The sequence below is a fragment of the Sphingopyxis panaciterrae genome, assembly GCF_011762125.1.
Taxonomy (GTDB): domain Bacteria; phylum Pseudomonadota; class Alphaproteobacteria; order Sphingomonadales; family Sphingomonadaceae; genus Sphingopyxis; species Sphingopyxis panaciterrae.
The window spans coordinates 1,282,705-1,309,359 of sequence record NZ_JAASQN010000001.1 but is presented as its reverse complement, the minus strand read 5'-3'; the positions used below and the strand labels follow the sequence as shown (position 1 = coordinate 1,309,359).

General features: G+C 64.6%; 25 protein-coding genes. 16 read left to right on the top strand and 9 right to left on the bottom strand.

Going from position 1 to position 26,655, the window contains the following annotated elements; all coding sequences use genetic code 11:
* Nucleotides 1-96 precede the first annotated feature (96 nt).
* From FHR22_RS06000 to FHR22_RS05990, 3 genes are all read right to left on the bottom strand, one after another.
* A complete protein-coding gene (locus tag FHR22_RS06000; RefSeq protein ID WP_166939912.1) occupies nt 97-1,500 on the bottom strand; it encodes a nitronate monooxygenase in 1,404 nt (467 codons plus the stop codon).
* 100 nt (nt 1,501-1,600) lie between these two features.
* Nucleotides 1,601-2,746, bottom strand: coding sequence for a glycosyltransferase family 4 protein (locus FHR22_RS05995; protein WP_341786565.1), 1,146 nt, complete (start codon nt 2,744-2,746; stop codon nt 1,601-1,603).
* Complete coding sequence (locus FHR22_RS05990) at nt 2,743-3,723, bottom strand: alpha/beta fold hydrolase (RefSeq protein ID WP_166939910.1); 981 nt, start codon at nt 3,721-3,723, stop codon at nt 2,743-2,745. Before FHR22_RS05990 ends, FHR22_RS05995 begins: the two co-directional genes overlap by 4 nt.
* Before the next feature lie 54 nt (nt 3,724-3,777).
* Here FHR22_RS05990 and astD point away from each other — a divergent pair, with 54 nt between their 5' ends.
* The 6 genes from astD to FHR22_RS05960 all read left to right on the top strand — a co-directional run bounded on the left by astD (nt 3,778) and on the right by FHR22_RS05960 (nt 9,297).
* Nucleotides 3,778-5,229, top strand: coding sequence for a succinylglutamate-semialdehyde dehydrogenase (gene astD / locus FHR22_RS05985; RefSeq protein ID WP_166939908.1), 1,452 nt, complete (start codon nt 3,778-3,780; stop codon nt 5,227-5,229).
* Between the two features lie 169 nt (nt 5,230-5,398).
* The gene (cobA, locus tag FHR22_RS05980; RefSeq protein WP_166939906.1) at nt 5,399-6,187 is read left to right on the top strand and encodes a uroporphyrinogen-III C-methyltransferase; all 789 of its coding nucleotides are present in this window, start codon (nt 5,399-5,401) and stop codon (nt 6,185-6,187) included.
* Nucleotides 6,184-6,480 (top strand): DUF2849 domain-containing protein, encoded by a 297-nt coding sequence (locus FHR22_RS05975; RefSeq protein ID WP_166939904.1) that lies wholly within the window; start codon nt 6,184-6,186, stop codon nt 6,478-6,480. The genes cobA and FHR22_RS05975 overlap by 4 nt, the downstream gene beginning before the upstream one ends.
* A 1-nt stretch (nt 6,481) precedes the next feature.
* Nucleotides 6,482-8,113 (top strand): nitrite/sulfite reductase, encoded by a 1,632-nt coding sequence (locus tag FHR22_RS05970; RefSeq protein ID WP_166939902.1) that lies wholly within the window; start codon nt 6,482-6,484, stop codon nt 8,111-8,113.
* A complete protein-coding gene (locus FHR22_RS05965) occupies nt 8,106-8,519 on the top strand; it encodes a DUF934 domain-containing protein (RefSeq protein WP_166939900.1) in 414 nt (137 codons plus the stop codon). The genes FHR22_RS05970 and FHR22_RS05965 overlap by 8 nt, the downstream gene beginning before the upstream one ends.
* Complete coding sequence (locus FHR22_RS05960; RefSeq protein ID WP_166939898.1) at nt 8,512-9,297, top strand: phosphoadenylyl-sulfate reductase; 786 nt, start codon at nt 8,512-8,514, stop codon at nt 9,295-9,297. Before FHR22_RS05965 ends, FHR22_RS05960 begins: the two co-directional genes overlap by 8 nt.
* Nucleotides 9,298-9,356: 59 nt before the next feature.
* Here FHR22_RS05960 and FHR22_RS05955 read toward each other — a convergent pair whose 3' ends face one another.
* Nucleotides 9,357-10,868 carry a replicative DNA helicase gene (locus tag FHR22_RS05955; RefSeq protein ID WP_166939896.1) on the bottom strand — a complete coding sequence of 504 codons (1,512 nt, stop codon included), beginning with the start codon at nt 10,866-10,868 and terminating at the stop codon, nt 9,357-9,359.
* Between the two features lie 130 nt (nt 10,869-10,998).
* Between FHR22_RS05955 and FHR22_RS05950 the strand changes: the two genes are divergently transcribed.
* The 8 genes from FHR22_RS05950 to FHR22_RS05915 all read left to right on the top strand — a co-directional run bounded on the left by FHR22_RS05950 (nt 10,999) and on the right by FHR22_RS05915 (nt 18,041).
* Nucleotides 10,999-11,496, top strand: coding sequence for a UPF0262 family protein (locus FHR22_RS05950; RefSeq protein WP_166939894.1), 498 nt, complete (start codon nt 10,999-11,001; stop codon nt 11,494-11,496).
* Between the two features lie 2 nt (nt 11,497-11,498).
* Nucleotides 11,499-12,260, top strand: a complete 762-nt coding sequence (locus FHR22_RS05945) for a glycoside hydrolase family 25 protein (protein ID WP_166939892.1) — start codon at nt 11,499-11,501, stop codon at nt 12,258-12,260.
* A complete protein-coding gene (locus tag FHR22_RS05940; RefSeq protein WP_166939890.1) occupies nt 12,257-12,712 on the top strand; it encodes a cytidine deaminase in 456 nt (151 codons plus the stop codon). The genes FHR22_RS05945 and FHR22_RS05940 overlap by 4 nt, the downstream gene beginning before the upstream one ends.
* Nucleotides 12,713-12,816: 104 nt before the next feature.
* A complete protein-coding gene (dcd, locus tag FHR22_RS05935) occupies nt 12,817-13,371 on the top strand; it encodes a dCTP deaminase (RefSeq protein ID WP_166939888.1) in 555 nt (184 codons plus the stop codon).
* A gap of 209 nt (nt 13,372-13,580) precedes the next feature.
* Entirely contained in the window at nt 13,581-15,302 is a 1,722-nt protein-coding gene (locus FHR22_RS05930; protein ID WP_166939886.1) for a cellulase family glycosylhydrolase, read from the top strand.
* A 70-nt stretch (nt 15,303-15,372) separates the two neighbouring features.
* Complete coding sequence (locus FHR22_RS05925) at nt 15,373-15,885, top strand: DoxX family protein (protein WP_166939884.1); 513 nt, start codon at nt 15,373-15,375, stop codon at nt 15,883-15,885.
* Between the two features lie 71 nt (nt 15,886-15,956).
* A complete protein-coding gene (locus FHR22_RS05920) occupies nt 15,957-17,129 on the top strand; it encodes a saccharopine dehydrogenase family protein (protein WP_166939882.1) in 1,173 nt (390 codons plus the stop codon).
* A gap of 108 nt (nt 17,130-17,237) precedes the next feature.
* Complete coding sequence (locus FHR22_RS05915) at nt 17,238-18,041, top strand: acyl-CoA thioesterase (RefSeq protein WP_166939880.1); 804 nt, start codon at nt 17,238-17,240, stop codon at nt 18,039-18,041.
* A 205-nt stretch (nt 18,042-18,246) separates the two neighbouring features.
* On the opposite strand, the gene FHR22_RS05910 is transcribed toward FHR22_RS05915, so the two are convergent.
* The 4 genes from FHR22_RS05910 to FHR22_RS05895 form a co-directional block, all read right to left on the bottom strand.
* Nucleotides 18,247-19,566: an amidohydrolase gene (locus FHR22_RS05910; protein WP_166940807.1), complete on the bottom strand. Its 1,320-nt coding sequence runs from the start codon at nt 19,564-19,566 to the stop codon at nt 18,247-18,249.
* A gap of 31 nt (nt 19,567-19,597) precedes the next feature.
* A complete protein-coding gene (locus FHR22_RS05905) occupies nt 19,598-20,239 on the bottom strand; it encodes a DUF4893 domain-containing protein (RefSeq protein WP_166939878.1) in 642 nt (213 codons plus the stop codon).
* 94 nt (nt 20,240-20,333) lie between these two features.
* A complete protein-coding gene (locus FHR22_RS05900) occupies nt 20,334-21,119 on the bottom strand; it encodes a 3-hydroxybutyrate dehydrogenase (RefSeq protein WP_166939876.1) in 786 nt (261 codons plus the stop codon).
* A 36-nt stretch (nt 21,120-21,155) separates the two neighbouring features.
* The gene (locus FHR22_RS05895; RefSeq protein WP_166939874.1) at nt 21,156-22,313 is read right to left on the bottom strand and encodes a patatin-like phospholipase family protein; all 1,158 of its coding nucleotides are present in this window, start codon (nt 22,311-22,313) and stop codon (nt 21,156-21,158) included.
* 156 nt (nt 22,314-22,469) lie between these two features.
* Between FHR22_RS05895 and ypfJ the strand changes: the two genes are divergently transcribed.
* A complete protein-coding gene (ypfJ, locus tag FHR22_RS05890) occupies nt 22,470-23,378 on the top strand; it encodes a KPN_02809 family neutral zinc metallopeptidase (protein ID WP_166939872.1) in 909 nt (302 codons plus the stop codon).
* Nucleotides 23,351-24,637 (top strand): amidohydrolase family protein, encoded by a 1,287-nt coding sequence (locus FHR22_RS05885; protein WP_166939870.1) that lies wholly within the window; start codon nt 23,351-23,353, stop codon nt 24,635-24,637. The genes ypfJ and FHR22_RS05885 overlap by 28 nt, the downstream gene beginning before the upstream one ends.
* 45 nt (nt 24,638-24,682) lie before the next feature.
* On the opposite strand, the gene FHR22_RS05880 is transcribed toward FHR22_RS05885, so the two are convergent.
* Nucleotides 24,683-26,629, bottom strand: coding sequence for a CocE/NonD family hydrolase (locus FHR22_RS05880; protein WP_166939868.1), 1,947 nt, complete (start codon nt 26,627-26,629; stop codon nt 24,683-24,685).
* Nucleotides 26,630-26,655 lie beyond the last annotated feature (26 nt).

The window sequence follows — 26,655 nt, the reverse complement described above, 5'->3', positions numbered from 1 at the left end:
ATAGAACGGCCCTTCGACAAGCTCAGGCCGAACGAGTTTCAAGAAACTTTGTGACTTCGTGGCCTTGTGCGAGTCCAAATCAATAACGGTCGGCGATCAATCCCCCGTCAAAATCCGGTCCACCAGTTGCTTCACCGTCGGGGTGAAGTTGTTCGAATAGAAGGGATCGGTCTTGAAATTGAACGCGGCGTGGCCTGCGAACATCAGATTCTGTTCGGTATCGCCGTCGTGCGCGATGTCCTGCAGTGTCTTCTGGATGCAGAAGCTGCGCGGATCGGCGAGGTAGCCGGTCGAATAATCGTCATGGTCCTTCCATGCCGAAAAACCGCAGTGAGACAGGCAGCCCATGCAATCGGCCTGGTCCTTGCGGATCGTCGCCTTGTCGGCGTCGTTCACGAAAACGACCGTGTTGTCGGGGGTCTTGAGCGCCTCGGTATAGCCTTCCGCGAACCAGTCGCGCGCGCGGGCGCGGTCGTGCGGGGTGACCCAGAAATTCTTGCCCTTCACCCCGACGTCGAGCTGGACGATATGATCGCCCGCTTCCTGTTTCGAATAGGGTATCTGGCGTTCCGAGCGCGCTTCGAGATCGCGGAGGAACGGGTTGCGCACGGCGCTCGAATAAAAGCCCGTCGGCGAGAAGCGGTGGAGCAGCACATCGCCGTCGTCGAGCGTGCGCAGACGGTCCTTCCACTGCTGCGGGATGGGACTTTCCTCGGTCAGCAGCGGCCGCGTGCCATATTGGAAAACGATCTGCCCGAGTTCGGGATTGTCGATCCAGTGTTCCCAGTCACGCAGATACCAGACGCCGCCCGCCATCACGATCGGCACGTCGTCCGAAATCCCTTCCGCGCGCATCGTCTCGCGCAGCGCCTTGACGCGCGGGTAGGGATCCTGCGGCACCAGCGGGTCTTCGGCATTCGACAGGCCGTTGTGGCCGCCGGCGAGCCAAGGATCTTCGTAAACCACCGCACCCAGGAGATGCGAAACCTTGTGATAGGCGCGTTTCCACAGCGCGCGGAAGGCGCGCGCCGAGCTGATGATCGGCAGATAAAGGACATTGTGCCGCTCGGCGATTTCGCTGAGCTTGTACGGCATCCCAGCACCGCAAGTGACGCCGGCGACCAGACCCTTCGTCCGTTCGAGCACGCCTTCGAGGATCTGTTGCGCGCCGCCCATTTCCCACAAGACGTTGATGTTGATCGCGCCCTTGCCGCCCGACACCTCATGGGCGCGTTCGACCTGCGCGACGGCGCCTTCGATCCCGTACTGGATCAGTTCTTCGTGACGCTCGCGCCGCGTCAGGGCGTTGTAAACCTGGGGGATAATCTTGCCTTCGGCGTCATAGCTGTCGGCGTTGACGGCCGACACGGTGCCGATTCCGCCCGCAGCGGCCCACGCGCCGCTCGACATATGGTTGGTTGCCGAAACGCCCTTGCCGCCCTCGACCAACGGCCACACTTCACGTCCGCCGTAAAGAATGGGCTTCAAACCTTTGAACACGTCAAACCTCTTTCTCTCCGCCCGCCCTTCATCCGCGGCAGGCCCCCAAATGCCGGTTCCGTAAGCGGAAAGCGGCGGTGAAAGTCAATGGCGCGCCGCTTCATGTGCCGGTGAGCAGGCGGCGTCCGTCAAGCGCGCGACCATAGAGATTTTCATAAGCCGCGACCATGGCAGATTCGCCGAAGCGTTGGGCGGCCGTGCCCCGGTTCGCCGCGCCGACCTGGTGGCGCAAGGCGGCGTCGGTCGCCAGTTCGGCCAAAGCGGCACGAAAGCCATATTCGTCGGCAGCGACGAAGCGGCGGTTGTCGTCCGAAACCATCGCCGCCACATCGCCGACATCGGGGCTGACGACGGGCAAACCCGCCGCCATCGCCTCGATCACCGCGATCGGCGCCTGCTCGCTACGCGACGACAGCGCGAGCAAGTCGAAATGGCCAATCCAGCGGGCGGGTTCGGCCATGAAGCCCGGCATTACCAGCCGGCCGGTCATGCCGCACGCCACGGCCTCCGCCGCAATCGCATCGCGCTCCGGCCCCTCGCCCACGATCACCAGCCGGACATTTGCGGGCAAGGCGGCAACCGCGCGCACGAGGCGCGGCAAATCCTTGACCTTGCGCAGCCCGGCGACAGTGCCGATCACGACATCCCCCTCGCGCCGTTCGAGCCCGGCGACCGGCAGGTCGGGCGCCTGGTCATAGGCGCCGACGCCGATCCCGTTACGGATCAGCCGCGTGCGGCGCCCTGCACCCCATTCGTCCGCCGCGATGCGTTCGAGCAAGGCCGATGGCACGACGAGCGCCTCGGCGGTCGGCAACGCGAGGCGCCGGAAGCCATTTCGCTTCCAGTTGCGCCGGACGCTCTCATCCTCATTGAACCCATCCTCATGATGAATCAGTGGCGGCAGGTTACGGAAAGGCGCGAACAACCGGTGCGCCATCACGCCATCCATCGATCCCCAATTATAGCTGAGGACAAGATCGAACTGCTGCATATAGTCCGCAAGATCGCGGTAGCGCGCAGGCCCCGGCTTTCCGTGCAGCGGCGGCGCGGCGGCGGGAAACTCGACATCAATCGCGGGGTCGATCGCATCACGCGCGCTCAGCGCATCGGGAACCGCCGACAGGATGACATGGCTGGCGCGGGGACCCATCAGGTTCATCAGCCGGACGGCACGCGCCTCCTTGCCGCCCAGCGAAAAGCTCGAGTGGAGGTGGAGCAGCCGCGCCGGGCGATCAGTGCCGGTCACGCGGCGGGCAATTTCGCCGCCCAGGCGTCGATCGCCGCGCGCGCTTCGGCCTCGTCCATCGTCGGCGCATGACCAACGCCCGGAATTTCGACCAGCCTTGCCTTGGGGAGTTTCGTCGCCATCTTTTCGGCTGCCGCGCGCGACAGGATATCCGAATGCTGCCCGCGCAGGATCAACACCGGAATTTCGCCAAGCGCCTGATAGGCGGGCCATAGATCGACGCCGCCATCGCTGTTGGGGACGCGGAGCGGCGCCGCGATCTGCTTGTCGTAGTCGGTGACGATGCGCCCTTCGGGGGTCAGGCGATGCGTGCGCTTGGTCAGCCGTAGCCAATCGTGGATTTCATAGCCGGGATAGACTGCGCCGTTGAGCTCGGCGAAGGCGCGCGCAGCGTGAATCCATGTCGGCTGGCTACCCCCGGCGCCGATATAGTCACGAATGCGCGCAAGTCCCGCCGCTTCGAGTTCGGGTCCGACATCGTTGAGCACCGCACCGACGAGCCGCCCCGGCAGGCTCGCCGCCATGAGCATTGCCACAAGGCCGCCGAGCGAGGTGCCGATCGTCGCGAAGCGCTGGATTCCCAGTTCGTCGAGCAAGGCGACGACATCCTGGACATAGGTCAGCGGGACATAGGTCATCGGGTCCTTGGCGTAAGCGCTCTCGCCGCGCCCGCGAAATTCGACGACGATCACCTTGCGCCACTGCGCGACATGTGGCGCCACTGCCTCGAAATCGCGGGCATTGCGCGCCAGTCCCGGCAGACAGAGCACCGGCGGCGCGCCGATTGCTTCCCCGGGCCCATCATAGATGCGCGCATGCAGGCGCACGCCGTCGCCCGACCACCAATAATGGTCCGACCAGTCGCGGCGCCCGTCGCGTTGGACTCCCTGTTTGACCGAAATGGCGCGCTTCCTTTTCTCGCCTGCGTCTACGGCGTCTATCGCCAACGCGGCGCCCGCGTGCAAGCGATCCGTCATGCAAATCTGCCCGACGGTTGCCGCCGCCCGCTTTCGCCGATAAGGCATCCGGTCATGAGCGAAGAGCTGCTTTCGTACGAGCCCGCCACCGGCGAGGAACTGTGGCGCGGCCCGACCAGCCATGTCGATGATGAGGTCGCAATCGCAAGGGCCGCATGGCCCGAATGGGCCGCGAAACCCGTCACTTTCCGCACCGAAACACTGCGTCGCTTCGCCGACCGGGTGAAGGCCGAAGGCGAGAAGTTCGCCGACCTGATCGCGCGCGAAACCGGCAAGCCTTTGTGGGAAGCGCGGACCGAGGTCGAGTCCGTTTACAACAAGGTCAATATTTCGGTCACCGCCTATGCCGAACGGACGCCGAACCGGCGGATCGAAGGCGCGATGGGGCTCCGCAATGCCGTGCGCCACAAGCCGCACGGCGCGCTCGCGGTGCTCGGTCCCTATAATTTTCCGGCGCACCTGCCCAACGGCCATATCGTGCCCGCCTTACTCGCGGGCAATTCGGTGATTTTCAAACCATCGGAAAAGACACCTGCGGTCGGCGCGATGCTCGTCGACCTGTTCCACAGCGCCGGCGTCCCGAAAGAGGTGCTCCGTCTTGTCGTCGGCGGCCCCGAAACAGGAAAGGCGCTCGCCGGCCATCCCGACATCGACGGATTGCTGTTCACCGGCTCGGCGCGTACCGGCCTGGCGCTGAACCGCCAGTTCGCAAACCGCCCAGACAAGATTCTCGCACTCGAAATGGGCGGCAACAATCCCATCGTCGTGTGGGACACCGCCGACATCCGTACCGCGGCAATCCTCGTCGTGCAGTCGGCTTTTCTCAGCGCCGGACAACGCTGTTCGAACGCGCGGCGTCTGATCGTCAAGGAAAGCCTCGCCGATGGCCTGATCGAACAGGTGCGCGATCTGTCGGGCCGGTTGATCGTCGACCATCCGCACGCCGACCCCGCCCCCTATATGGGTCCGGTGATCGACAACGAAGCCGCCGACGGCCTGACCGAAAGCTTCCTGATCCTGATGTCGAACGGCGGCCAGGTGATCCGCCATATGACGCGTCCGGTGCCCGGCCGCCCCTTCCTGACCCCCGGCATCATCGACGTCACCACGATGCCCGAGCGCCCCGACATCGAATTGTTCGGCCCGCTGCTGCAAGTGATCCGCGTCGACAGTTTCGAGGCCGCGATCGCCGAGGCGAACAATACCGCCTTTGGCCTGTCGGCGGCGCTGATCGGCGGTTCGCCGAAGCTCTACGACCAGTTTTGGGCGAATGCGCGCGGCGGCGTGATCAACTGGAACCGGCCGACCAACGGCGCCTCGTCCGCGGCACCCTTCGGCGGCATCGGACTGTCGGGCAATCACCGGCCCAGCGCCTTTTATGCGGCCGATTACTGCGCCTATCCGGTCGCCAGTTCGGAAAGCGACACGATGCGCGCGTCGATCGGGGTCGGTTTGCGCGAGAGCGAGGCTGACAAGCCGAAGCTGATCCGCAAGGGCTTTCTTTAATCTCTTTTTCGTCATGCCGGCCCTGATCCTGCATCCATTCCGCCGGACGAACGAAGAATGGACCCCGGATCAAGTCCGGGGCGACGATAGTCGAAGGAGCAATTTTACCTTCATCGCCATCAAAAAAGCCTGCTTTGCCATATCGACCGGCACGGCCCATCTCCGCTGCATGGAAAAGACTCCGATTTCTGCAGGCAAGCTGTGGCTCGTCGGCGCCGGCCCCGGCGACCCCGACCTGTTGACGCTGCGCGCCGCGCGGCTGCTCGCGAGCGCCGATCTGGTCGTCCACGACGGGCTTGTCGGCGACGGCGTGCTCGCGCTGATCCCGCCGCAGGTCGACCGGATCAGCGTTGCCAAGCAGCGCAGCCGCCACACGCTGAAGCAGGAACTGATCAACGAGCTGCTCGTCCGCGAAACGCTGACGGGCAAGCAGGTCGTACGCCTGAAGGGCGGCGATCCCTTTATCTTCGGGCGCGGCGGCGAGGAACTCGACGCCGCGCGCAAGGCCGGCGTCGCGGTGGAGGTCGTCCCTGGCATCACCGCGGCGGCGGGTTGCGCCGCACAGGCAGGACTCCCCCTCACCCATCGTGAAGATGCGAGCGCGGTCAGCTTCGTTGCTGGCCAGTGCAAGGACCTGACCGATCAGGACTGGTCGGGGCTCGCGGGCCATGGCCGGACGCTGGTTATCTACATGGGCCTCGCGACCGCCAACGCCATCGCCGACAAATTGATCGCCGATGGCGTTTCGCCCGATCTTCCTGTCGCTGTCGTCGAGCGCGGCACCACTGCCGACGCGCGCGTCCTGCGCACGCTCCTCACCGATCTCGGCGACCTCGTCGCGCGCGAGAAAGTCCAAAGCCCGGCGCTGATCGTGGTCGGCAAGGTCGCAGCACGCGCCGACGCGCTCGATTGCCTCGGCGCACCGGGCGTTGCTGCTCAAATAAGGGATTTCACATGAAGCTGCTCACGGGCAATGACCTGAAAACGGGATTTGTCACCTGGTGGACCGGTGCCGACTGGTCGCTGCATATCGAGGACGCCGCCGACGTCGGCGAGCAGGGCGAGGCGATCCTTGCCGCCGAGGAAGGCGCGCGCCGCGTCAACGCTCCCTACATCATCGCTGGCGAGATAACCGCCGAGGGTCCGCGCCCCGCGCATATCAAGGACCGTATTCGCGCGCTGGGTCCGACCGTGCGCCCCGACCTGACTTTGAAACCCGCCGATCCCGCGGCCGGCGACTGGGTGATCTGACATGTATAAATATGACGAATATGACCATCAGATGGTTGCTGCCCGTGTCGCCGAGTTCAGCGACCAAGTGCGCCGCCGCCTTGCGGGCGAAATCACCGAGGACCAGTTCAAGCCGCTGCGACTGATGAACGGCCTTTACCTCCAGCTTCACGCCTATATGCTGCGGGTAGCGGTCCCTTATGGGACGCTCGACAGCCGCCAGATGCGGATGCTCGCTCACATCGCGCGCAAATATGACCGCGATTACGGCCATTTCACGACGCGCCAGAATATCCAGTATAACTGGATCAAGCTGGAAGACGCGCCCGCGATCCTCGCCGATCTGGCATCGGTGGAGATGCACGCGATCCAGACCAGCGGCAATTGCATCCGCAACATCAGTTCTGACCAGTGGGCCGGTGCCGCCGCCGACGAAATCACCGATCCGCGCCCATGGGCCGAACTGCTCCGCCAGTGGTCGAGCTTCCACCCCGAATTCAGCTATTTGCCGCGCAAGTTCAAGATCGCCGTGATCGCCGCCGAGGAAGATCGCGCCGCGATGCGCCTCCACGATATCGGCATCCAGATCGTCGAGCAGGACGGCGTCCACGGCGCGGCGTTCTACGTCGGCGGCGGCATGGGCCGCACCCCGATGATTGCGCCGCTGATCAAGGATTTCGTGCCGCTGGACGACATGCTGAGCTATGCCGAGGCGTGCCTGCGCGTCTACAACCGCTATGGCCGCCGCGACAATATCTACAAGGCGCGGATCAAGATCCTGATCCACGAGCTGGGCGCCGAGGAATATCGCCGCCAGGTCGAGGAAGAGTTCGTCCATGTGAAGTCGCTGGGCATCGATCCGCCGAAGGCCGAGTTCGACCGCATCGCCGCGCAGTTCGCGCCGCCACCGCTCGACGCCTCGGCGCCCGATGCGATCGACCGCGGCGATCCCGATTTCGCGGTCTGGGTCGACCAAAATGTCGCGAAGCACAAGGTATCTGGCCACGCGATCGTCAACATCAGCCTGAAGCCCGTCGGCGGCATCCCCGGTGATGCCAGCTCGGCGCAGATCGACCTGATGGCCGACCTTGCCGAGAAATACAGCCATGATGAACTGCGCGTCACCCACGCGCAGAACATCGTGCTGCCGCACGTCCGCAAGGCCGACCTCCACGCGATCTGGCAGGCGCTCGACGAAGCGGGGCTGGCGACGCCGAACCTTGGCTTGATCAGCGATATCATCGCCTGCCCGGGCCTCGATTATTGCAGCCTCGCCAACGCCCGTTCGATCCCGGTCGCGCAGAAGATCGCGACGCGCTTCGCCGATCCGGCGCGCCAGCGCGACCTGGGCGAGCTCAAGCTCAAGATTTCGGGCTGCATCAACGCCTGCGGCCATCATCATGCCGGCCACATCGGTATCCTTGGCGTCGACCGCAAAGGCACCGAAAACTACCAGCTGTCGCTTGGCGGATCGGGCGCAGAGGACGTCAGCCTCGGCACGATCACCGGCCCCGGTTTCGACGAGGATGGCGTCGTCGATGCGATCGAGCGCGTCACCGACAAATATCTTGCGACACGCACCGAGGGCGAACGCTTCGTCGACACCTTCCGCCGCGTCGGCATGGCCCCGTTCAAGGAGGCGATCTATGGTTGAACATATCCATTCGGACGGCGAAGAGCCCGCGGTCACCCTCGACGCCTTCCTGTCGCAATCAAACGCGACGGCGGTGCGGCTGGAGCCCGACGAGGATGCGCGCGCGCTGATCCCGCATCTCGACCGGCTCGCGCTGATCGAGGTCGCTTTCCCGAAATTCCGCGACGGCCGCGGCTATTCGTCGGCGCGTATCCTGCGCGAGGCGGGCTATGCTGGCGAGTTGCGCGCGCAGGGCGACGTGCTGGTCGACCAGGTTGCCTATATGAAGCGCTGCGGTTTCGACACATTTGCGCCCGAAAAGGAGCTGAACCCGGCCGATGTCGAGGCGGCGCTGTCGCGCTGGCCCGAACATTATCAGGGCGCCGCCGACGGCGTGGTGCCGATATGGAAGCTGAGGCATGGCTGACGTGACGGTCTCTCCCCGCACCCGCGACCGGATCGACGCAGCGCCGCGTTTCACGCAGGCCGACGTCATTCGCCTCAACAACCTCTTCCGCGGCCAGGACGCCGCCGAAGTGGTGGCGAGCGTGATCGGCGCGGGATTGCTGGGCGAGACCGGAATCGTCTCGAGCTTCGGCGCCGAAAGCGCGGTGTTGCTCCATCTGGTGACGCAAGCCGCGCCCGACATGCCGGTGCTGTTCCTCGATACCGGCAAGCATTTCCCCGAAACGCTCACCTATCGCGACGAACTGGCGGCGAAGCTGAAACTCAACATCGTCAACCTGACGCCCGATCCCGAAGAACTGGCGGTAAAGGACGGAACCGAACTGCGCTGGTCCTACGATCCCGACGGCTGCTGCGAAATCCGCAAGGTCAAGCCGCTCGAAAAGGCGCTCGTCGATTTCGACACGTCGATTACGGGGCGCAAGGGTTTCCAGTCGTCGACGCGGCAGGGGCTGGCGCGCTTCGAGCTCGACGGCACCACGGGCCGGCTGAAGTTCAACCCGCTCGCCAACTGGACGCGCGATCAGCTCGACGCCTATTTCACCGAGCATGATCTGCCGCGCCATCCGCTGGAAGCCGAAGGTTATCCCTCGATCGGCTGCTCGCCATGCACATCGAAGGTCAAGCTGGGCGAAGACCCTCGATCGGGCCGCTGGCGCGGCTGGGACAAGACCGAATGCGGCATCCACACCGAAGTGACGCCGATCGATGATGATCCGGCGAACGATCCGGTGTTCTGATCTGACGCATCTCAAAAATGCATCGCCCCTCGCAATGTCGAAGCATTTACCTGCGGCGATCACTCATAATCATCATACGCCATGCTGTCGTCGGCAAGGTCGCTGAACTTCGTCGTCTTCGCCTCGAAGTGCATGCGGATCTTGCCGGTCGAGCCGTGGCGCGATTTCGCGACGATGACTTCGGCAAGACCGAAGACACGTTCCATTTCGGCCGCCCATTCCTCATGCTGCGCGTGGATCTTGACATCGTCGCCTTCGATCGGACGTTTGGGCTCCTTCGCCGCGACATAATAATCCTCTCGGAACACAAAGAGCACCATGTCGGCGTCCTGTTCGATCGAGCCCGATTCGCGAAGGTCGGAAAGCTGCGGGCGCTTGTCCTCGCGGCTTTCGACCGCACGGCTGAGCTGTGACAGCGCCATTACCGGTACATGAAGTTCCTTCGCCAGCGTCTTCAAACCACGCGAAATTTCCGAAATTTCCTGGACACGATTGTCGCCGCTCTTCGACGAGCCCTGCAACAGCTGAAGATAGTCGACGATGACGAAACCGATGCCGTGGCGGCGCTGCAGCCGGCGCGCGCGGGTGCGCAGGCCGGCGATAGTCAGGCCCGGCGTGTCATCGATGAACAGGGGCAGCGTCTGTAACGCCTGCGCTGCGCGCGAGAGCTGCTGGAACTGGTCCTTGCTGATCTTGCCCATGCGCAGCGCCTCGCCCGACACCCCCGATTGTTCGGCGAGCACGCGCGTCGCCAGCTGATCGGCGGACATTTCGAGGCTGAAAAACGCAACCTTGGCGCCCATATTCTTCTCGGGCGGAATGCCATCCTCTTCATCGCGGCGGAAGCGCTCGGCGGCATTATAGGCGATGTTCGTCGCGAGCGACGTCTTGCCCATGCCGGGGCGTCCGGCGAGGATCATCAAGTCCGAATTATGCATACCGCCAATCTTGGCGTTCATGCTGCCGATGCCCGTCGTGATCCCCGACAGATGACCGCCCGAATTGAGCGCGCGCTCTGCCGCTTGCAGCGCGGTGAGGCTGGCCTGGTTGAAACTCTTGACCGAGCCCATTTCGGCCTCACCGCCCGCGACGCGGTAAAGCGCCGTTTCGGCTTCCTCGATCTGCGACTGCGGATCGACGCTTTCGCTCGTATCGAGCGCGCTGTCGACGAGCGTGCGCCCGACCCCGACCAATTCGCGGAGCAACGCGAGGTCGAAAATCTGCCGGGCAAAGTCGCGCGCGCCGATCAATCCCGCACCGCTGCCGGTCAATTGCGCCAGATATCCGGGGCCGCCGACCGCTTTCATAGCCTCGTCGGCTTCGAAAAAAGGCTTCAGCGTGACCGGGGTCGCGATGCTGTTGCGTTCGATCAGCGCCATCGTCTGCTGGAAGATGCGGCCATGGAGCGGTTCGAAGAAATGCTCGGGGGTCAATGCGACCGGCAAATCCTCGACGACTCGGTTGTCGATCAGAATCGCACCGAGAAACGCGGCCTCAGCCTCGATATTGCGCGGCAATTGGCGGTCATCCCCGGCGTTGGCCGGGGTCGGAATCAGGGCGAGCTCTGGCATGGCAGCCTTCATGCGGTGTCGCTGCGGGTGGTGCAACAGGCGATGAAGTGAAGCTTATCATAGCTGTGGGTTGCTGTGAATAAGTCGCCCCCTTGCCCTTCGTGCCCGGCCAAGTAGAAGCACTTCCCATATGGCCGACGCAGATCCTTCGAAACAGCGCATCATCGCGGTCGAACTCGACGAGGGCTCGATCGTCTGGCGCAACCCCGATGTCGAGCAGGAGCGCCGCGTCGCGATCTTCGACCTGATCGAGGATAACAAGTTCGTGCCGCAGCGCGGCCACCCCGACGGCTATGCCGGTCCCTACCGCCTGATGCTGCGTGTCGAGGAAGGGCGGCTGATTTTCGAAATCAGCCGCGACGACGGCTCGCCGCTGGAGGCGATCATCCTCGGCCTCGGTCGTTTTCGCCGCCCGATCCGCGATTATTTTGCGATCTGCGACAGCTATTATCAGGCGATCAAAACCTCGACCGCGCAGCAGATCGAGACCGTCGACATGGCGCGGCGCGGGCTCCACAACGAGGCGGCCGAAATGCTGATGGACCGGCTCGATGGCAAGATTGCGGTCGATTTCGACACGGCACGACGGCTTTTCACGCTGATCTGCGTGTTACACATCAAGGGTTAGCGATGGCGACGGGGGCAGCCAGCAGGGGGAACAAGGGTCCGGTAAAGCCGCTCGCCGAGTGGCGCGGCGTGCTTGCCTACTGGCTGCGGCGCGTGAGCGGCCTATTGTTGCTCCTTGTCCTTGCGGCCGGACTGGTGATGTGGTGGGCCGCGCGCTGGACGCCGCCCCGCGCGCAATTTCCGATCCAGGGTGTGACGATCGACGCAGACAACGGCGTTGTCCGCTGGGGGTCGATCAAAGCCGCGGGCGCCGACTTTTCCTATCTGATGGCGACCGACGGTACCGACGGCGTCGACCCGATGTTCGCGAGCAATATGGCGGCGGCACGCGAAGCGGGCATCCAGACAGGGGCGATCCACCGCTACAGCCTTTGTCAGCTCGCGACCGACCAGGCCGCAAACTTCATCCGCCATGTGCCGAGACGGCCCGATACGCTGCCCGCGGTCGTCTGGCTGGACTATGACGACCGCTGCCCCGACCGGCCGACGCGCGCGCTGCTCTTGTCCGAACTCGCGACCTTCCTCGCGCAGATCGAGGCACATATGGGCAAACGAAGCCTGATCGCCCCAGGCCCGGCGTTCGAGCGCGATTATAAGGTGACGCAAGGCATCGCGCGCACGACCTGGCTGCGCCGCGATTTCTTCGAACCCGATTATGGCGCGCATCCCTGGGCAATGTGGCAGGCGAATCAATTCGTGCGCCTGTCGGGCGCCGGCGGCACCGTCGGCTGGAACGTCCTGCGCGGCGAGGGAGACACGCCATGACCGACGAAAGCACCCGCGACGCCCTGATCGCCGCGGCGCGCGATGCGGCAAGCCGGGCCTATGCGCCTTATTCGGGTTTCCATGTCGGCGCCGCGCTGCTGCTCAAAAATGGCGACGTCGTGACCGGCGCCAATGTCGAAAATGCGAGCTACGGCCTGACGCTCTGCGCCGAGACGGCGGCGATCGCGAAAATTGCCAACGAAGGGTGGATCGGCGAACTGGCCGAAGTCGCGATCGTCGGCGGCCGGCCCGACGGCGATGCGCTGCTCGGCGGCGATGCAGTTCACCCGTGCGGCCGTTGCCGCCAGATCCTCAACGAAGCCGCCGAGCGGTCGAAAACCGACATCCTCGTTCATTGCGGTTCGGGCGACGGAATGACCGTGACGAGCTACAGGCTCAGCGAATTGCTCCCCGCGGCCTTTGGTCCGAAGGATCTGGGACTGATAGATTAATGCCGGTATCCACCGGCCTTTCCCGGCGAAGGCCGGGATGACGAGCCTCGAAGGACCGCAAACATCGGCTTGCGCAAAGCGCGCCGCGCTTTCAAGAGACACGCATGGCCATTCTTTCCGATCGCTGGATTCGCGAAGCCGCCCAGACGCAGGGCATGATCGAACCGTTCGTCGAGGCGCAACGCCGCGACGGGTGCATCAGCTATGGCCTGTCCTCATACGGCTATGACGCACGCGTCGCGCCCGAATTCAAGATTTTCACAAACATCGATTCGACGACGGTCGACCCCAAGGAATTCGACCCCAAGAATTTCGTCGATCGCGAGACCGAGGTCTGCATCATCCCGCCGAACAGCTTCGCGCTGGCCCGGACGGTCGAATATTTCCGCATTCCGCGCGACGTGCTCGTGATCTGCCTCGGCAAGTCGACCTATGCGCGCTGCGGCATCATCGTGAACGTCACCCCGCTCGAACCGGGCTGGGAAGGCCATGTCACGCTGGAGTTTTCGAACACCACTCCCCTACCCGCGAAGATCTACGCCAATGAAGGCGCGTGTCAGTTCCTCTTCCTGCAAGGCAATGAGCCTTGTGAAACGAGCTATGCCGACCGCGCGGGCAAATATATGGGGCAGAAGGGCGTCACGCTGCCCAGGCTTTAAGGCCAGAACGCCGCATTCCCTTCGCCCGAAGCCGGCCGTTCAATCTCGTCATCCCGGCGAAGACCGGGATTTCAGGCCGCCAGCATGATGCAATGGCGAGATCCCGGCCTTCGCCGGGATGACGGAAGAACGGAGAAACAGGATCGCGCACTTGCTCTTTCGATGGAGATTGATAACGTTCCCATAGATCAGGAAATGGGGATGAGGTCATGAAATTCCGCACTGCCGTTTTCGTGATCGCCGCTCTGCTCTCGTCGACGGCAGTACAGGCCGAAGGCTGGCTGAAGGTCGATGGCACGCACATCGTCGACGACAGCGGCGAACCCGTCATCCTGCGCGGCATGGGGCTTGGCGGCTGGATGCTGCAGGAGGGTTATATGCTGAAGCTCGGCGAGATCGGGCAGCAGCATAAAATCCGCGCCAAACTTGTCGAACTTGTCGGCGAGGAGCGCACGGCAGTGTTTTACCGCGCTTGGCTCGACAATCACACGACTGAGGCCGACATCGCCGCGATGGCGAAATGGGGATTCAATTCGGTACGCCTGCCGATCCATTTCGACCAGCTGACCCTGCCCGCCGACAAGGAACCGAAGACCGGGCAGGACACATGGCACGAGGAAGGTTTCCAGCGCATCGACCGGCTGCTCGAATGGAGCAAGGCGAACCGCATCTACCTGATCCTCGACCTCCACGCCGCACCCGGCGGCCAAGGCAATGACCTCGCCATTTCGGACCGCGATCCCGCCAAGCCGTCGCTCTGGCAAAGCGAGGAGAACCAGCGCAAGACCGTTACCCTGTGGACCAAGCTCGCCGCGCGCTACAGGGACGAGCCATGGATCGGCGGCTATGACCTGATCAACGAGCCGAACTGGAGCTTTGCGACCCCCGGCAAGGGCAATGGCTGCGACGAGACCGAAAACAAGGCGGTCTGGAGCCTGCAACAGCGGATCACCGCCGCGATCCGCAAGGTCGACGCAAAGCATATCGTCATCATCGAGGGCAATTGCTGGGGCAATAATTATAAAGGCCTGCCGCCTGCATGGGATGCCAACATGGTGCTGAGCTTCCACAAATATTGGAACCGCAACGACGAAGCGAGCATCGCCGAGATCAAGGCGCTGCGCACCAGCTATAATCGGCCGATCTGGCTCGGCGAATCGGGCGAGAACAGCAATGTCTGGTTCCGCGATGCGATCGCGCTGGTCGAAGGCGAAGACATCGGCTGGAATTTCTGGCCGCTCAAGAAGATCGGTTTCAACCAGCCGCTGGAGATCGATCCCGGGCCGGCCTGGGCAAAGATCGTCGCGTGGGCGACGGGTGGCGGCCCGAAACCGGGCGCGGACGAAGCCTTTGCGGCAATGATGACGCTCGCCGGAAACAGCCGCTTCGACAAGAATATCGCGAAGCCCGATGTGATCGATGCGATGTTCCGCCAACCGCACGAAGCCGGCAACCGCGCCTTCACTCCGCGCCGGATCGGAACCGGACCGCTCGTTATTGGCGCGGCCGATTATGATCTGGGGCCGTCGGGGGTGGCCTATCGCGACACGGTCGACGCCAATTATCACGTCGCGACCGGCGGCGAACGCACGCCATGGAACAATGGTGCCACCTACCGCAACGACGGCGTCGACATCGCACGCGAGGCCGATGGCACACCCTATGTCCGCGATTTCGTCACCGGCGAATTCATGCGGTACAGCGCCGAGGTCGCGAAGGCCGGCCGCTGGACCGTCTCCGCCCGAGTACGATCGGCGAAGGGCGGCCGCATCGGCATCGACGAGCGCGGTGTCCCCATTCCCGCAGGCGCGGCGTGGCAGGTTATCCCGCTTGCCGAGGTCGATCTGCCGCCCGGGCCGGGAGCGGCGACCTTGCGCGCGATCGATTGTGACGATTGCGAGGTCGCCGATCTGACCTTTACCCCGCGCTAGCCCGGAACCTCATGGGCTCCCCGCGCGTCCTGTCTGCACAAGCGGGCGGGCATGTAGTGGAGGATGACCCATGTCCATGATCGCCGTCTTTATCGGGCGCCTGTTCATCGCCGTGATTTTCCTGGTGTCGGGGATCAACAAGCTGATCCATGTCGCCGACACCAATGCGATGATTTCTGCCGCCGGCCTGCCCGCGGGGCTCGCCATTCCCACCGGGCTGTTCGAACTGATTGCTGGTGTCTGCCTCGCGCTTGGCATTGCAACGCGATTGTGGGCCATCCTGCTTGCGGGCTTCGTGCTGCTGACGATATTATTCTTTCACCGCGAATTCACCGACCCGATGCAGGCGATGATGGCGATGAAGAATCTCGCGATCGCCGGCGGGCTGCTCTGCCTGTTCGGCTATGGCCATACGCGCTGGAGCTATGATGCGCTGCGGGCGCGGCGGCGGGCGGAAGTTGCCGAAAGTGCCGCGCAGCGTCACGCGGCCGATGCCGAGCTTCGGGCCGCGCGGGCCGAGGGGCGCGCCGAGGCGGCCGGGGCGCCGGTGGTGGTTGAGAAGCGCCCCTTCTGGCGCCGCTGACGCTTCGTGCTTGGCATCCCTCCTTGCGTACGCTAGCCTTCGGTTGACGTTTACGTAAAAGGGAGGATGTCATGGCCGCCAATCGCGAATTCGACATCATCGTCTATGGCGCGACCGGGTTTACCGGACGCCTTGTCGCCGAATATTTCACCCAGCATTATGCCGGCCGCGCCGATGCACCCCGCTGGGCGATGGCAGGGCGCAGCGCCGACAAGCTGGCGGATGTCCGCGACCTGATCGGCGCGCCCAAGGATACGCCGCTCGTCGTCGCCGACGCGAGCGATCCCGCCAGCCTCGACGCGATGGCGGCGCGCACCAAGGTCGTTCTGACCACCGTCGGCCCGTACCAGCTTTACGGCGCCCCGCTAGTCGCGGCCTGCGTCAAGGCGGGTACCGCCTATGCCGACCTGTGCGGCGAACCCGGCTGGATGCGCGAGATGATCGACGAATATCAGGATGCCGCCAAGGCCTCGGGCGCGCGCATCGCCTTTAGCTGCGGTTTCGATTCGATCCCCTTCGACCTCGGCGTGCTGTTCCTGCAGGCCGAGGCGGTCAAGCGTCACGGCAAACCCGCACCGCGCGTCAAGGGCCGCGTCCGCAAGATGGCCGGCGGCGCATCGGGCGGCACGATCGCCAGCCTGACCGAGACGGTGAAGGCGGTAGCGAAAAAGCCCTCGCTGGCGCTGCTGCTCAAATCCAGCTTCGCGCTGACCCCCGGCTTCGAGGGGCCGCACCAGCCGACCGGGCTGATCCCCGAATATGACGGCGCGACGGGCACTTGGACCGCGCCCTTCGTCATGGCGGCGATCAACACCAAGAATGTCCATCGCACCAATTTCCTGCTCGGCCACGCATGGGGCGAAGACCTTGTCTATGACGAGATGCTGATGACGACGATCGGCGACGCGGGCAAGGCGATGGCCGAAGCGATCGCCAAGGCGAACCCCTTCGGCGAATCGAAACCCCAGCCGGGCGAAGGTCCGAGCAAGGAAGAGCGCGAGAAGGGTTTCTACGACGTGCTGTTCGTCGGCGAATATCCCGATGGCACGGCCGTGCGGGCAAGCGTCCAGGGCGACCGCGATCCGGGCTATGGCTCGACATCGAAGATGCTCGCCGAAACGGGCATGGCGCTGCTCGCCAACAAGGGCGACGGTGGCGTCTGGACACCGGGCGCGCTGCTCGGCGATGCGCTGATCGCGCGGCTGACCGACCATGCCGGATTGACGTTCCGGATCGAGGAATAACCCGCATCCGTTCGCACTGAGCTTGTCGAAGCAATGTTCTTTCTTTTTACGCCGCAAAGAAGAACGGTCCTTCGACACCCTCAGGGTTTTGAGAATGAAACGACTCCTATGAATCCCCCCTCCCCCAGCCCTCTCGACGCCCTTCTCTCGACGCTGCGCACCGAAGAGGGCGTGGCCAATGCGCATATCGATGAAGGATGGATGCAGGGCCGCACCGCTTACGGCGGGATCAGTTCGGCGGTCGCGCTGGCGGGCACGATGGCGCTGCATCCGACCGACACGCCGCTGCGCTATGCACAGATCAGCTTCGTCGGCCCCGTCGGGGGCGACTGCACGGTGGATACACGGGTGCTCCGCCAGTCGAAATCGAGCCTGTTCGTCGATGCCGGCGTGTCGAGCGACATGGGCTTCGGCACTGCCGCGGTCTTTGCCTTTTCGGGCGACCGCGCGAGCCATCTCGACCACAACAGCATCGCGATGCCCGACGTGCCCGCGCCCGAAACGCTGGCGCCGGTCCCCGATCACAAGGTGCGGCCGAGCTTCACGCGCCATTTCGACATGCGCCCGACCACCGGCCCACGCTTCGACTGGAAGGGCGCGGTCGGCGAATATCTGACCTGGGTGCGCTTTGTCGAAGAACCGTTATGCCACCCGGCGGTCGCATTGCTCGCGATGGGCGACGCGCTGCCGCCCGCGGCGATGGCGCTGTTCACCGAATTCGGCCCGATCAGTTCGATGAACTGGACCGTCAACATGCTGAGCGGCGATCCGCGGACCGACGACGGATGGTGGCTGCTGTCGGCGAAGACCGGCTATGCCCGCGGCGGTTTTTCGGTGCAGGACATGATGCTGTGGAACCGCGCCGGCGAACCGGTGCTGAGCGGCAGCCAGGGGATCGCGATTTACGCGTAGCGGCGGCGGTTGTTGATTATAGGGCAGAGGTCCGATTTGGGGTGGGAAACTGCCATGAGCTCCGCTCACCTTCGTCATCCCGGGCTTGACCTGGGATCCCGCTTTTTGAGGGTAGCGCAGTTTTCGAGGTCAAGCGGGACCCCGGATCAAGTCCGGGATGACGGTGAATGGGGTGGCTGCAATTGGCCGCAAGTCGACACCCCACCTACCCCTTCGGCATCAGCTTCATCGTCATCGCGGTCAGCGCCTCGGTCGCGGTCGCGATCACCTTGTCCGCCTCGGGCGCCCAGAAGGGCGAATGGAGGCTGGGCATCGTCCGTCCGTCCTTCTTTGCCGCGTCATATTCGGCCTGCGGTACGCCGCCGACCCAGATGATCAGGCTTTTGATCGTCTTGTCTTCGCGGCCGAAGCGGCCGAAATCTTCGCCCCCCATCACCGGCGGCATCTGGACGACGCGCTGGTCGCCGAAGCGGCCCTTCAGATATTTCGCCATATCTTCGGTGAATTCGGGGGTGTTGAAGGTCGCCGGGGTATATTCGTTGCGATCGACGCTGACGACCGGCATCTTGTCCTCGGGTATCCCCGCAGCGATCGCCTCGCCCTTTGCGATGCGCGCGATGCCGTCGAGAAGATGATTACGCACCTCGTCGGTATAGCTGCGCACGGTGAGCTGCAACTTGGCCTCGTCGGAGATGATATTATGCTTCGCCCCGGCGTGGAAGCTGCCGACGGTCACCACCGCGCTGTCGAGCGGGCTGATCTCGCGCGAGACGAGCGTTTGCAGCGCGCCGACGATGCGGCTGGCAAGCACGATCGGGTCCTTCGTCGTCTGCGGATAGGCGCCGTGGCCGCCGAGACCCTTGACCATGATATCGACGCTATCGACGTTGGCGAGCGCATAGCCCGGCGTATAACCGATCATTCCCGCCGGGAATTGTGCGGCATCGTGGAACGCGAGCGCATATTGGGGTTTCGGAAAGCGGGTATAAAGCCCATCCTCGAGCATCATACGCGCGCCGGCGCCGCGTTCTTCGGCGGGCTGGCCGATCATCACCAGCGTCCCCGACCATTTGTCCTTGTTCGCCGCCATCAGGCGCGCGACGCCGATCCAGCTGGTCATATGCGTATCGTGGCCGCAGGCGTGCATGACGCCGGTTTCGACGCCTTCCTTGGTCGTGACGCGCACTTTCGACGCGCCGGCGAGGCCGGTCTGTTCGGTCACCGGCAGCCCATCCATGTCGGCGCGAACGAGCACGACCGGACCCGGCCCGTTCTTCATCACCGCAACGACGCCGGTCCCGCCGACCTTTTCGGTGACCTGAAACCCGAGCCTGCGCGCCTCGGCCGCCAATATGCCCGCCGAGCGGACTTCCATGAAGCTGAGTTCGGGGTTGGCGTGAAAATCCTTGTAGATTTCCATCAGCGACGGCATCTGCTTGCCGACCTCGGCCCCAAGCGTATCACTTTGCGCCGCCGCAGGCACCGACAATGCCAGCGCCGCCGCGCCTGCCCATAGAATCCGCATCATTTCACCCCTTTTTCGGTCCGCCAGACGTTCAGCCCGCCGGCACCAGTTCGATCACGTCGAGCAGCGATTCATAGGCCGGCGCGGGCAGAACGAGGCGCCAGCGATTGTCGCCGATCCGTTCGACCAGCCCCGCCATGTCGCGCATCCGGTCGCTGCCGTAGTTGACCGGCATCTCCTCGTCGCCCAGTTCGAGCGTGCCGAGGAATATCTGGCGGTTCAGATTGTCGGGGAAGATCAGGCCGACGGGCCGCTGCGAGCCCGTTAGCTTGACGAGGCTGTAGAGCCCTTGCTCCGCCGCGATGCGGCAGCGGAACCAGTCATAGGCGATATAGCCGAGCCCGCCGCGGCCCTGGGTACCAAGCTTGATCGTGCGGCAGCGATATTCGCCCGCGGGCAGATGCGGATTGGGCAGCGCCGCCATCGGCTGGAGCAAAACCCCTTCGCGCTGGACGGCGCCGCCAAAGCCCTTTGCGCGCGCGTCGGCAAGGGCGGCTTCCCAGCTCGAATACCAGCCGCGGATGCGCGCCTTGTCCTGATCGGTCGCCGTCGCCCGCCAGGTGCCGGTATCGGGGGCATCTGCCGCCGACGGCGGCACCGACGGCACCGTCTTGCACGCGCCGAGGCAGAGCCCCAGCGCGAGCATCGATATCAATGGTAAGCGACCCCGCATTGTCCGCCTCTCCCGGTCCGGTTCGCTTTAACCATAAGCGGCCAAAGTAAAATGCTCAAGGCCGCAGCAATCTATGGCTGCGCCGCCAGCCTGCTCAGGCAGCGGTCCAGCCGCCGTCTATGCTTAGGTTTGTGCCTGTGATACTCGCGGCCTCGTCGCGGGTCAGGAAGGCGGCGAGCGCCGCAACCTGTTCGATTGTCACGAATTTCTTGGTCGGTTGCCCCGCCAGCAGCACGTCGTTGATCACCTGTTCGCGCGTCATTTTGCGCGTTTTCATCGTATCGGGGATCTGATTTTCGACCAGCGGGGTCCAGACATAGCCGGGGCTGATGCAGTTCACCGTGACCCCCGCCTCGGCCACCTCGAGCGCGACGGTCTTGGTCAGCCCGGCCAGCCCATGCTTGGCGGTGACATAGGCCGATTTGAACGGCGACGCGACGAGCGAGTGCGCCGAGGCGGTGGCGATGATCCGCCCCCATCCCTTCTGGCGCATTCCGGGCACTGCATGGCGAATGGTGTGGAACGAGGCGGTCAGGTTGAGCGCGATGATCATGTCCCATTTTTCGGGCGGGAAATCCTCGACCGGCGACACGAACTGCATCCCGGCGTTATTCACCAGGATATCGACCCCGCCCAGATCCTTGTCGGCGCGCGCGAACATCTCGCCAATCTGGTCGGGCTTGGTGAGGTCGGCGCCATCATAGGCGGCCTTGCCGCCGTTCAGCACCTCCAGCGCGGCGCGCTCGGCCTCGATCGCCGCGGCATCGCCGAAACCGTTGATGATGATGTTCGCGCCCTCGGCGGCGAGCGCCTTGGCGATGCCCAGCCCGATGCCCGAGGTCGAGCCGGTGACGAGGGCGGTCTTGCCTTTAAGGTGCATGATTTTGATCCTTTCAGTGGGGGAGTCACGATGGAGTCAGGAAATATCTTCGCCCGCCTTGGGCCGCAGGGCATTTGATTGCACCGCGAAACTGTCCGACCGCCCCTCCGCGATGCTGTCGGCGAGCAAATGCCCGTCCTTCATCGCCGCCTCGACCGCGTCGCGGCCCAGCGCCCAATTGACCTCCATCGTCGAGCGCGAAAATTCGAAATCGCGCGCCCCCGACTGCCATGCCGGCGGCTGGTGGATCAGCTGGACGACGTTGAGCGCCTTGGCATCGACCATCCGCCGGACCGCCTTCACTTCGGCGAGATCGGCGAATTCGGGCGGCAGCTTGCCGAGCATCCTGTCGATCAGCGCATGTTCCTTGCGCCGCCGCACGAGCCCGTCCGAAATGCGCCGGGTGCGGCTGGAAAAGCGGATATCCTTTTCGCGCGACCAGGCTTCTTCCATGTCGCGCGGCCGGTCCCCGCGCGCGGGGAACAGATCGACCTGGAAGACGAGCATATCCTCCTTCGCCGCCTCGACGACATGTTCGAGCGGCGTATTCGACACCAGCCCGCCGTCCCAATACCAGATGCCGTCGATCTCGACCGGCGGCAGCCCGGGCGGCAGCGCCCCCGAGGCGAGGATATGGCGCGCGTCGAGCGTGTCGGATTTCGTGTCGAAATAGCGAAAATTGCCGGTTTCGACTTCGACGGCGCCGACCGACAGGCGGACCTTGCCGCTGTTCACCCGGTCCCAGTCGACGAGGCGGTCGAGCGTCGCGGTCAACGGCGCAGTGTCGTAAAAGCTGATCGCCGCAGGGGTCTGGCGTTCGGCGAAGGCCGGCGGCGGCCAGCGCGGGGTAAAGAAACCGGGCACCCCGAAGGTCGCGACCTGTCCCGCCGCAGCCCAGTGCGTCCATTCGCGCAGCAGGCTGTCATCGGCGATCGGCAGCGCGGGGAGCGCCGACGATACGCCATTCCAGAACTCGCGCATCTTGCCCACGGCCTGATCGCGCTCGTTGCCCGCGATGATCGCGGCATTGACCGCGCCGATCGAGATACCGGCGACCCAGTCGAGTTCGATGCCGAGGTCGATCAGAGCCTCGTAAACCCCGGCCTGAAACGCGCCGAGCGCCCCGCCGCCCTGAAGGACGAGGACGACGAGATCGGGCAATGGCAAGGCGGTACGGGCGGCGCGGCGGGGCATGGACTCGGGGGATCCTTTGACGCGGGCGCTTTTGTTGCACCGCAACAGAGCTGATTGCAAGGCCGGTCCTGCATGGCGCCGCGCGAAGACGCTTCCAATTGCCGCGAGCTGCTGCCAGAACCGGTAAAAGACCCAATCGATTGCTGGAGAGTTCCGATGCGCCTCGATGATTATCAGCCAGGCGACGACATTGAAGATCTCGGCCGTGGCGGTGGTGGCGGCTTCGGCGGCGGTGGCGGCGGGATGGGCGGCTTGCTCATCGGCCTGCTGCCGATGCTGCTGGGGCGCAAAATGGGCTGCGGCACGATCCTGCTGATCGGTGCGGTCGCCTTTTTCCTGCTCGGCCCGGGCGCGAATATGCTGAGCAGCGGTGGCGGCACCGCCGATCCGGCGGCCGACAGCCGCGGCGCACAAGGCGTTGCCTGCGACACCGAAAGCGAACGCTTTGCCTGCAATGTCTTCGGGTCGACGCATCAGGTCTGGGGCAGCCTGATCAGCGGTTACCAGAAGCCGAGGCTGCGCTTTTATCAGAATTCGACGGACAAGTCGGGCTGCGGCCCCGCCCAGTCGGCGATGGGACCTTTCTATTGCCCCGCCGACCAATATGTCTACCTCGACACCGACTTCTTCACCGAACTCGACCGCAAGTTCGGCGCCGCGGGCGATGCGGCGCAAGCCTATGTCGTCGCGCATGAGGTCGGTCACCATATCCAGACGATCAGCGGCATTTCCGACCAGGTCCGCGCCGCGCAGGCGCGTGGATCGCAGGCTGACGGCAATGCGCTGCAAGTCCGTATGGAATTGCAGGCCGACTGCTATGCCGGCGTCTGGGCGTCGCGGGCGAAGAACAGCGCCGGCCAGCCGGTGATGGAAGCGGGCGACATGGAGGAAGCGATGCGCGCCGCCAATGCGATCGGCGACGACACGCTGATGCGCTCGGCGGGACAGCGCCCGGTGCCCGAAAGCTTCACCCATGGCACCAGCGAACAACGCATGACCTGGCTGCGCCGCGGCCTGCAAACGGGAGACCCGCGCCAGTGCAACGCCTTCGACACCGCCATCTGACCGCCGCGCTGGCGGCGACCTTTCTGGCGGCATCGCCGGCATCGGCCGCAACGCTTTATGTCGAGGCGGGGCGGCTGATCGACGGGGTGACGAACGAGGTCCGGACCGGCCAGTGCATCACGATCGCGGATGAGCGTATCGCGGCGGTCGCCGCGTGCGGCGCGACGCCAGCGGGTGCGACGCGGCTCGACTGGTCGGGCTTCACCGTCCTGCCCGGACTGATCGACCTGCACACCCATCTCGCCGATCTGGGCCAGAGCGCCGACCTGGCCGCGCCGATCAAGGCGTCGCCCGCCGAAACCGCGCTTGTCGGCGCGCGCAATGCGCGCGTCACGCTCGACGCCGGCTTTACCGCGGTGCGCGACGTCGGCACCTATCGCGGGCTGACCGACGTAACCCTGCGCAACGCGATCGAGCGCGGCGACGTGCCGGGGCCGCGCATGTGGGTCGCGGGGGCGTACATCACCATTCCGAAGGGCGGCGGCGAATTGAATGGCGTCGTCCCGAACGAACAGCTGCCGCCCGACATGCGCCTGGGCGTCGCCGCGACGCCCGAGGAGGCGGCCGCCAAGGCGACCTGGCTGCTCGACCATGGCGCCGACTTCATCAAGGCGATCGCGACCGGCGCAGTGCTGGCGATCGGCACCGAGCCCGGCGCCCCCGAACTCACCGTCGACCAGCTTCGCGCGATCGTGAAGGTCGCGCACGCCCGCGGCAAGAGAGTCACCGCGCACGCCCATGGCGCGATCGGCATCCAGAATGCGATCAATGCGGGGGTCGACAGCATCGAGCATGCCAGCATCGCCGACGAGGCGACGCTCCAGCTCGCCAAAAAGCGCGGCACCTGGCTGGTGATGGACATCTACAACGGCACCTACATCGACGAGCAGGGTACGAAGGAAGGCTGGCCCGAGGAATATCTGCGCAAGAATCGCGAGACGACCGATACCCAGCGCGCCGCCTTCCGCCGCGCCGTCGAACTGGGGGTCAATATCGGTTACGGCACCGACGCCGGGGTCTATCCGCACGGGCTGAACGGCCGCCAGTTCCGCAATATGGTCAAATATGGCATGACGCCGATGCAGGCGATCCAGTCGGCCACCGGCCGCGCCGCGGTCGAAATGGGGCGCGACGACATAGGTGCCATCGTCCCCGGCCGCTTCGCCGACCTCGTCGCGGTCAAAGCCGACCCACTGGCCGACGTCAGCGTGCTCGAGAAGATCGACCATGTGATGAAGGGCGGCGCGCTCGTCCGTTAGGGTCCTGACCCCAGGATTTGACGCAATCTATCCCGCGACAATCCATCACTTGCCGGCGCTCTCCGGTTTGTCGACCGGCAGCACCGGCAGCCACACGCGGCTGCCCTCGGCGCCGCCGCGTTCCAGCGTGATCGTGGCGGCGCGGTAGTCCTGTTTCCTGGCGCGGAAGATATTCGGCACGAAGGTTTGCGGATTGCGATCGTAGAGCGGGAACAGCGATGACTGCACCTGCACCATGATGCGATGCCCCGGCCGGAACACATGGTTCACCACCGGCATCCGGAATCGATAGCGCTGCACCATATTGGCCGGAATCGCGCTCGGCTTTGAGGGATCGTCGCGATAGCGCCCGCGCAGTATCTCGATACTGATCGGAAGCTGGTAGCCGCCCATCGGCGGATCATTCGCATTTTCCGGCGGGAACACGTCAATCAGCTTGACGATGAAGTCGCCGTCCGTTCCGGTCGTGCGTGCGAACAGTTCAGCAATCGGCACGCCCGAAACGCGCACTGGCCCGGTCAACGGCCCGGTCTCATAGCTCATCACGTCGGGCCGCTTGTCGACATGGCGCTGGTCGGAAAGGCGCCAGGTGGTCCATGGCGCCGCGAACTCGTCCATGTCATAGGGCCGCGGCATGAACGGCACCGGCTTGGCGGGGTCCGAGACATAGCTGTCTTCGCCGCGCGCGCCTTGGGCGAAGCTCAGCCCGCCCTCGCCCGCCAGATTCAGCGGCGTCAAGGGCACGGCGCAGTCGCGCTCACAGGCCAGCGGCCAGCGTGCGAACCGTTCCCAGCGATCCTCGGCGGTGTTGTACAGGATCGCCGACGGCAGGTCCGCCTTAGGCCCGCTTTCCAGCTGTTCGCGGAACAGCGGCATGACCATCTGATCCCAATATTGCCGTACCGTGTCGCCGTTCCACACAAATGCCCCGGTGCTGCGCCCTTCGCGATTGACCTGACTGTGCCGCCATGGCCCCATGATCAGATGATTGTTGCCGGCCTTGCCAGCTGCCTTGAGTGCTTCCCAGGCGAGCACCGCGCCATGAATCTCTTCCTGATCCCACAGCCCGGCTTCCCAGATCGTCGGCACGTCGGAGGGATTGGCCGCGAGCAACCGGTCGAGCGCCTGTCCCTGCCATAGCTCGTCATAGGCGGGGTGTTCCTCGAGCCGCTTGTAAACGGGCATCTGGTCCAGCCCATGTTTTACAGCCCAGTCGTGGGTCGATCCGGCGCGCAGGAAATTGTCATAGTCGTCGTAGCCGTGATGTGGCGGACGCGGCCCCGCGCCTTTGGAGCCGGTCTGCATCGCGAAATAATCGAGATATATGTTGTGAAACGCACCATTGTGAAACCAGTCGTCGCGCCATTGATCGATCATCGGGCTTTCGGCGACGGCAGCTTTCAGCGCCGGATGCGGACGCAACAGCGCCATCGCCACCGTGTGCCCCTCGTAGGAGGAGCCGACCATGCCGACGCGGCGATTGCTCTCCGGCAGGTTTGCCGGGTTGGTGAGCCAGGCGATCGTGTCATAGGCGTCAGTGGCGTTGTCGACGCCCGTGTCGTTCAGCGGGCCGACCGGCGGGCGCATCATGACATACTCGCCGTCCGACTTGTATTTGCCGCGCACATCCTGCCACACGCGGATGTAACCGGCACGGACGAACTGCTCTTCGCTGCGCTGGCTTGCGTTGATCAGCGTGCGGCTCTGCGAGCGCATGGCACGCGCGGTCGCGTCGTAGGGGGTGCGGGTCAGCACGATGGGTGCATTCGTCGCGCCCTTCGGGATCATCATGACGGTGTAGAGTTTCACGCCGTCGCGCATCGGAATCATCGCTTCGCGGCGGATGTAATCGGCCGGCTCGGCGGGCGGCGCCAGTTTCGCCATATCGCCGCCCGGAACGACGATCGGCGCCACCGATTGCGCCATCACCGGGGATGGCACCAACGTTGCCAGCCCCATAATCGCAGCCGCCCGCCTGACGATTACCCTCATGATCTGTACTCCTGTGATCGGATGGA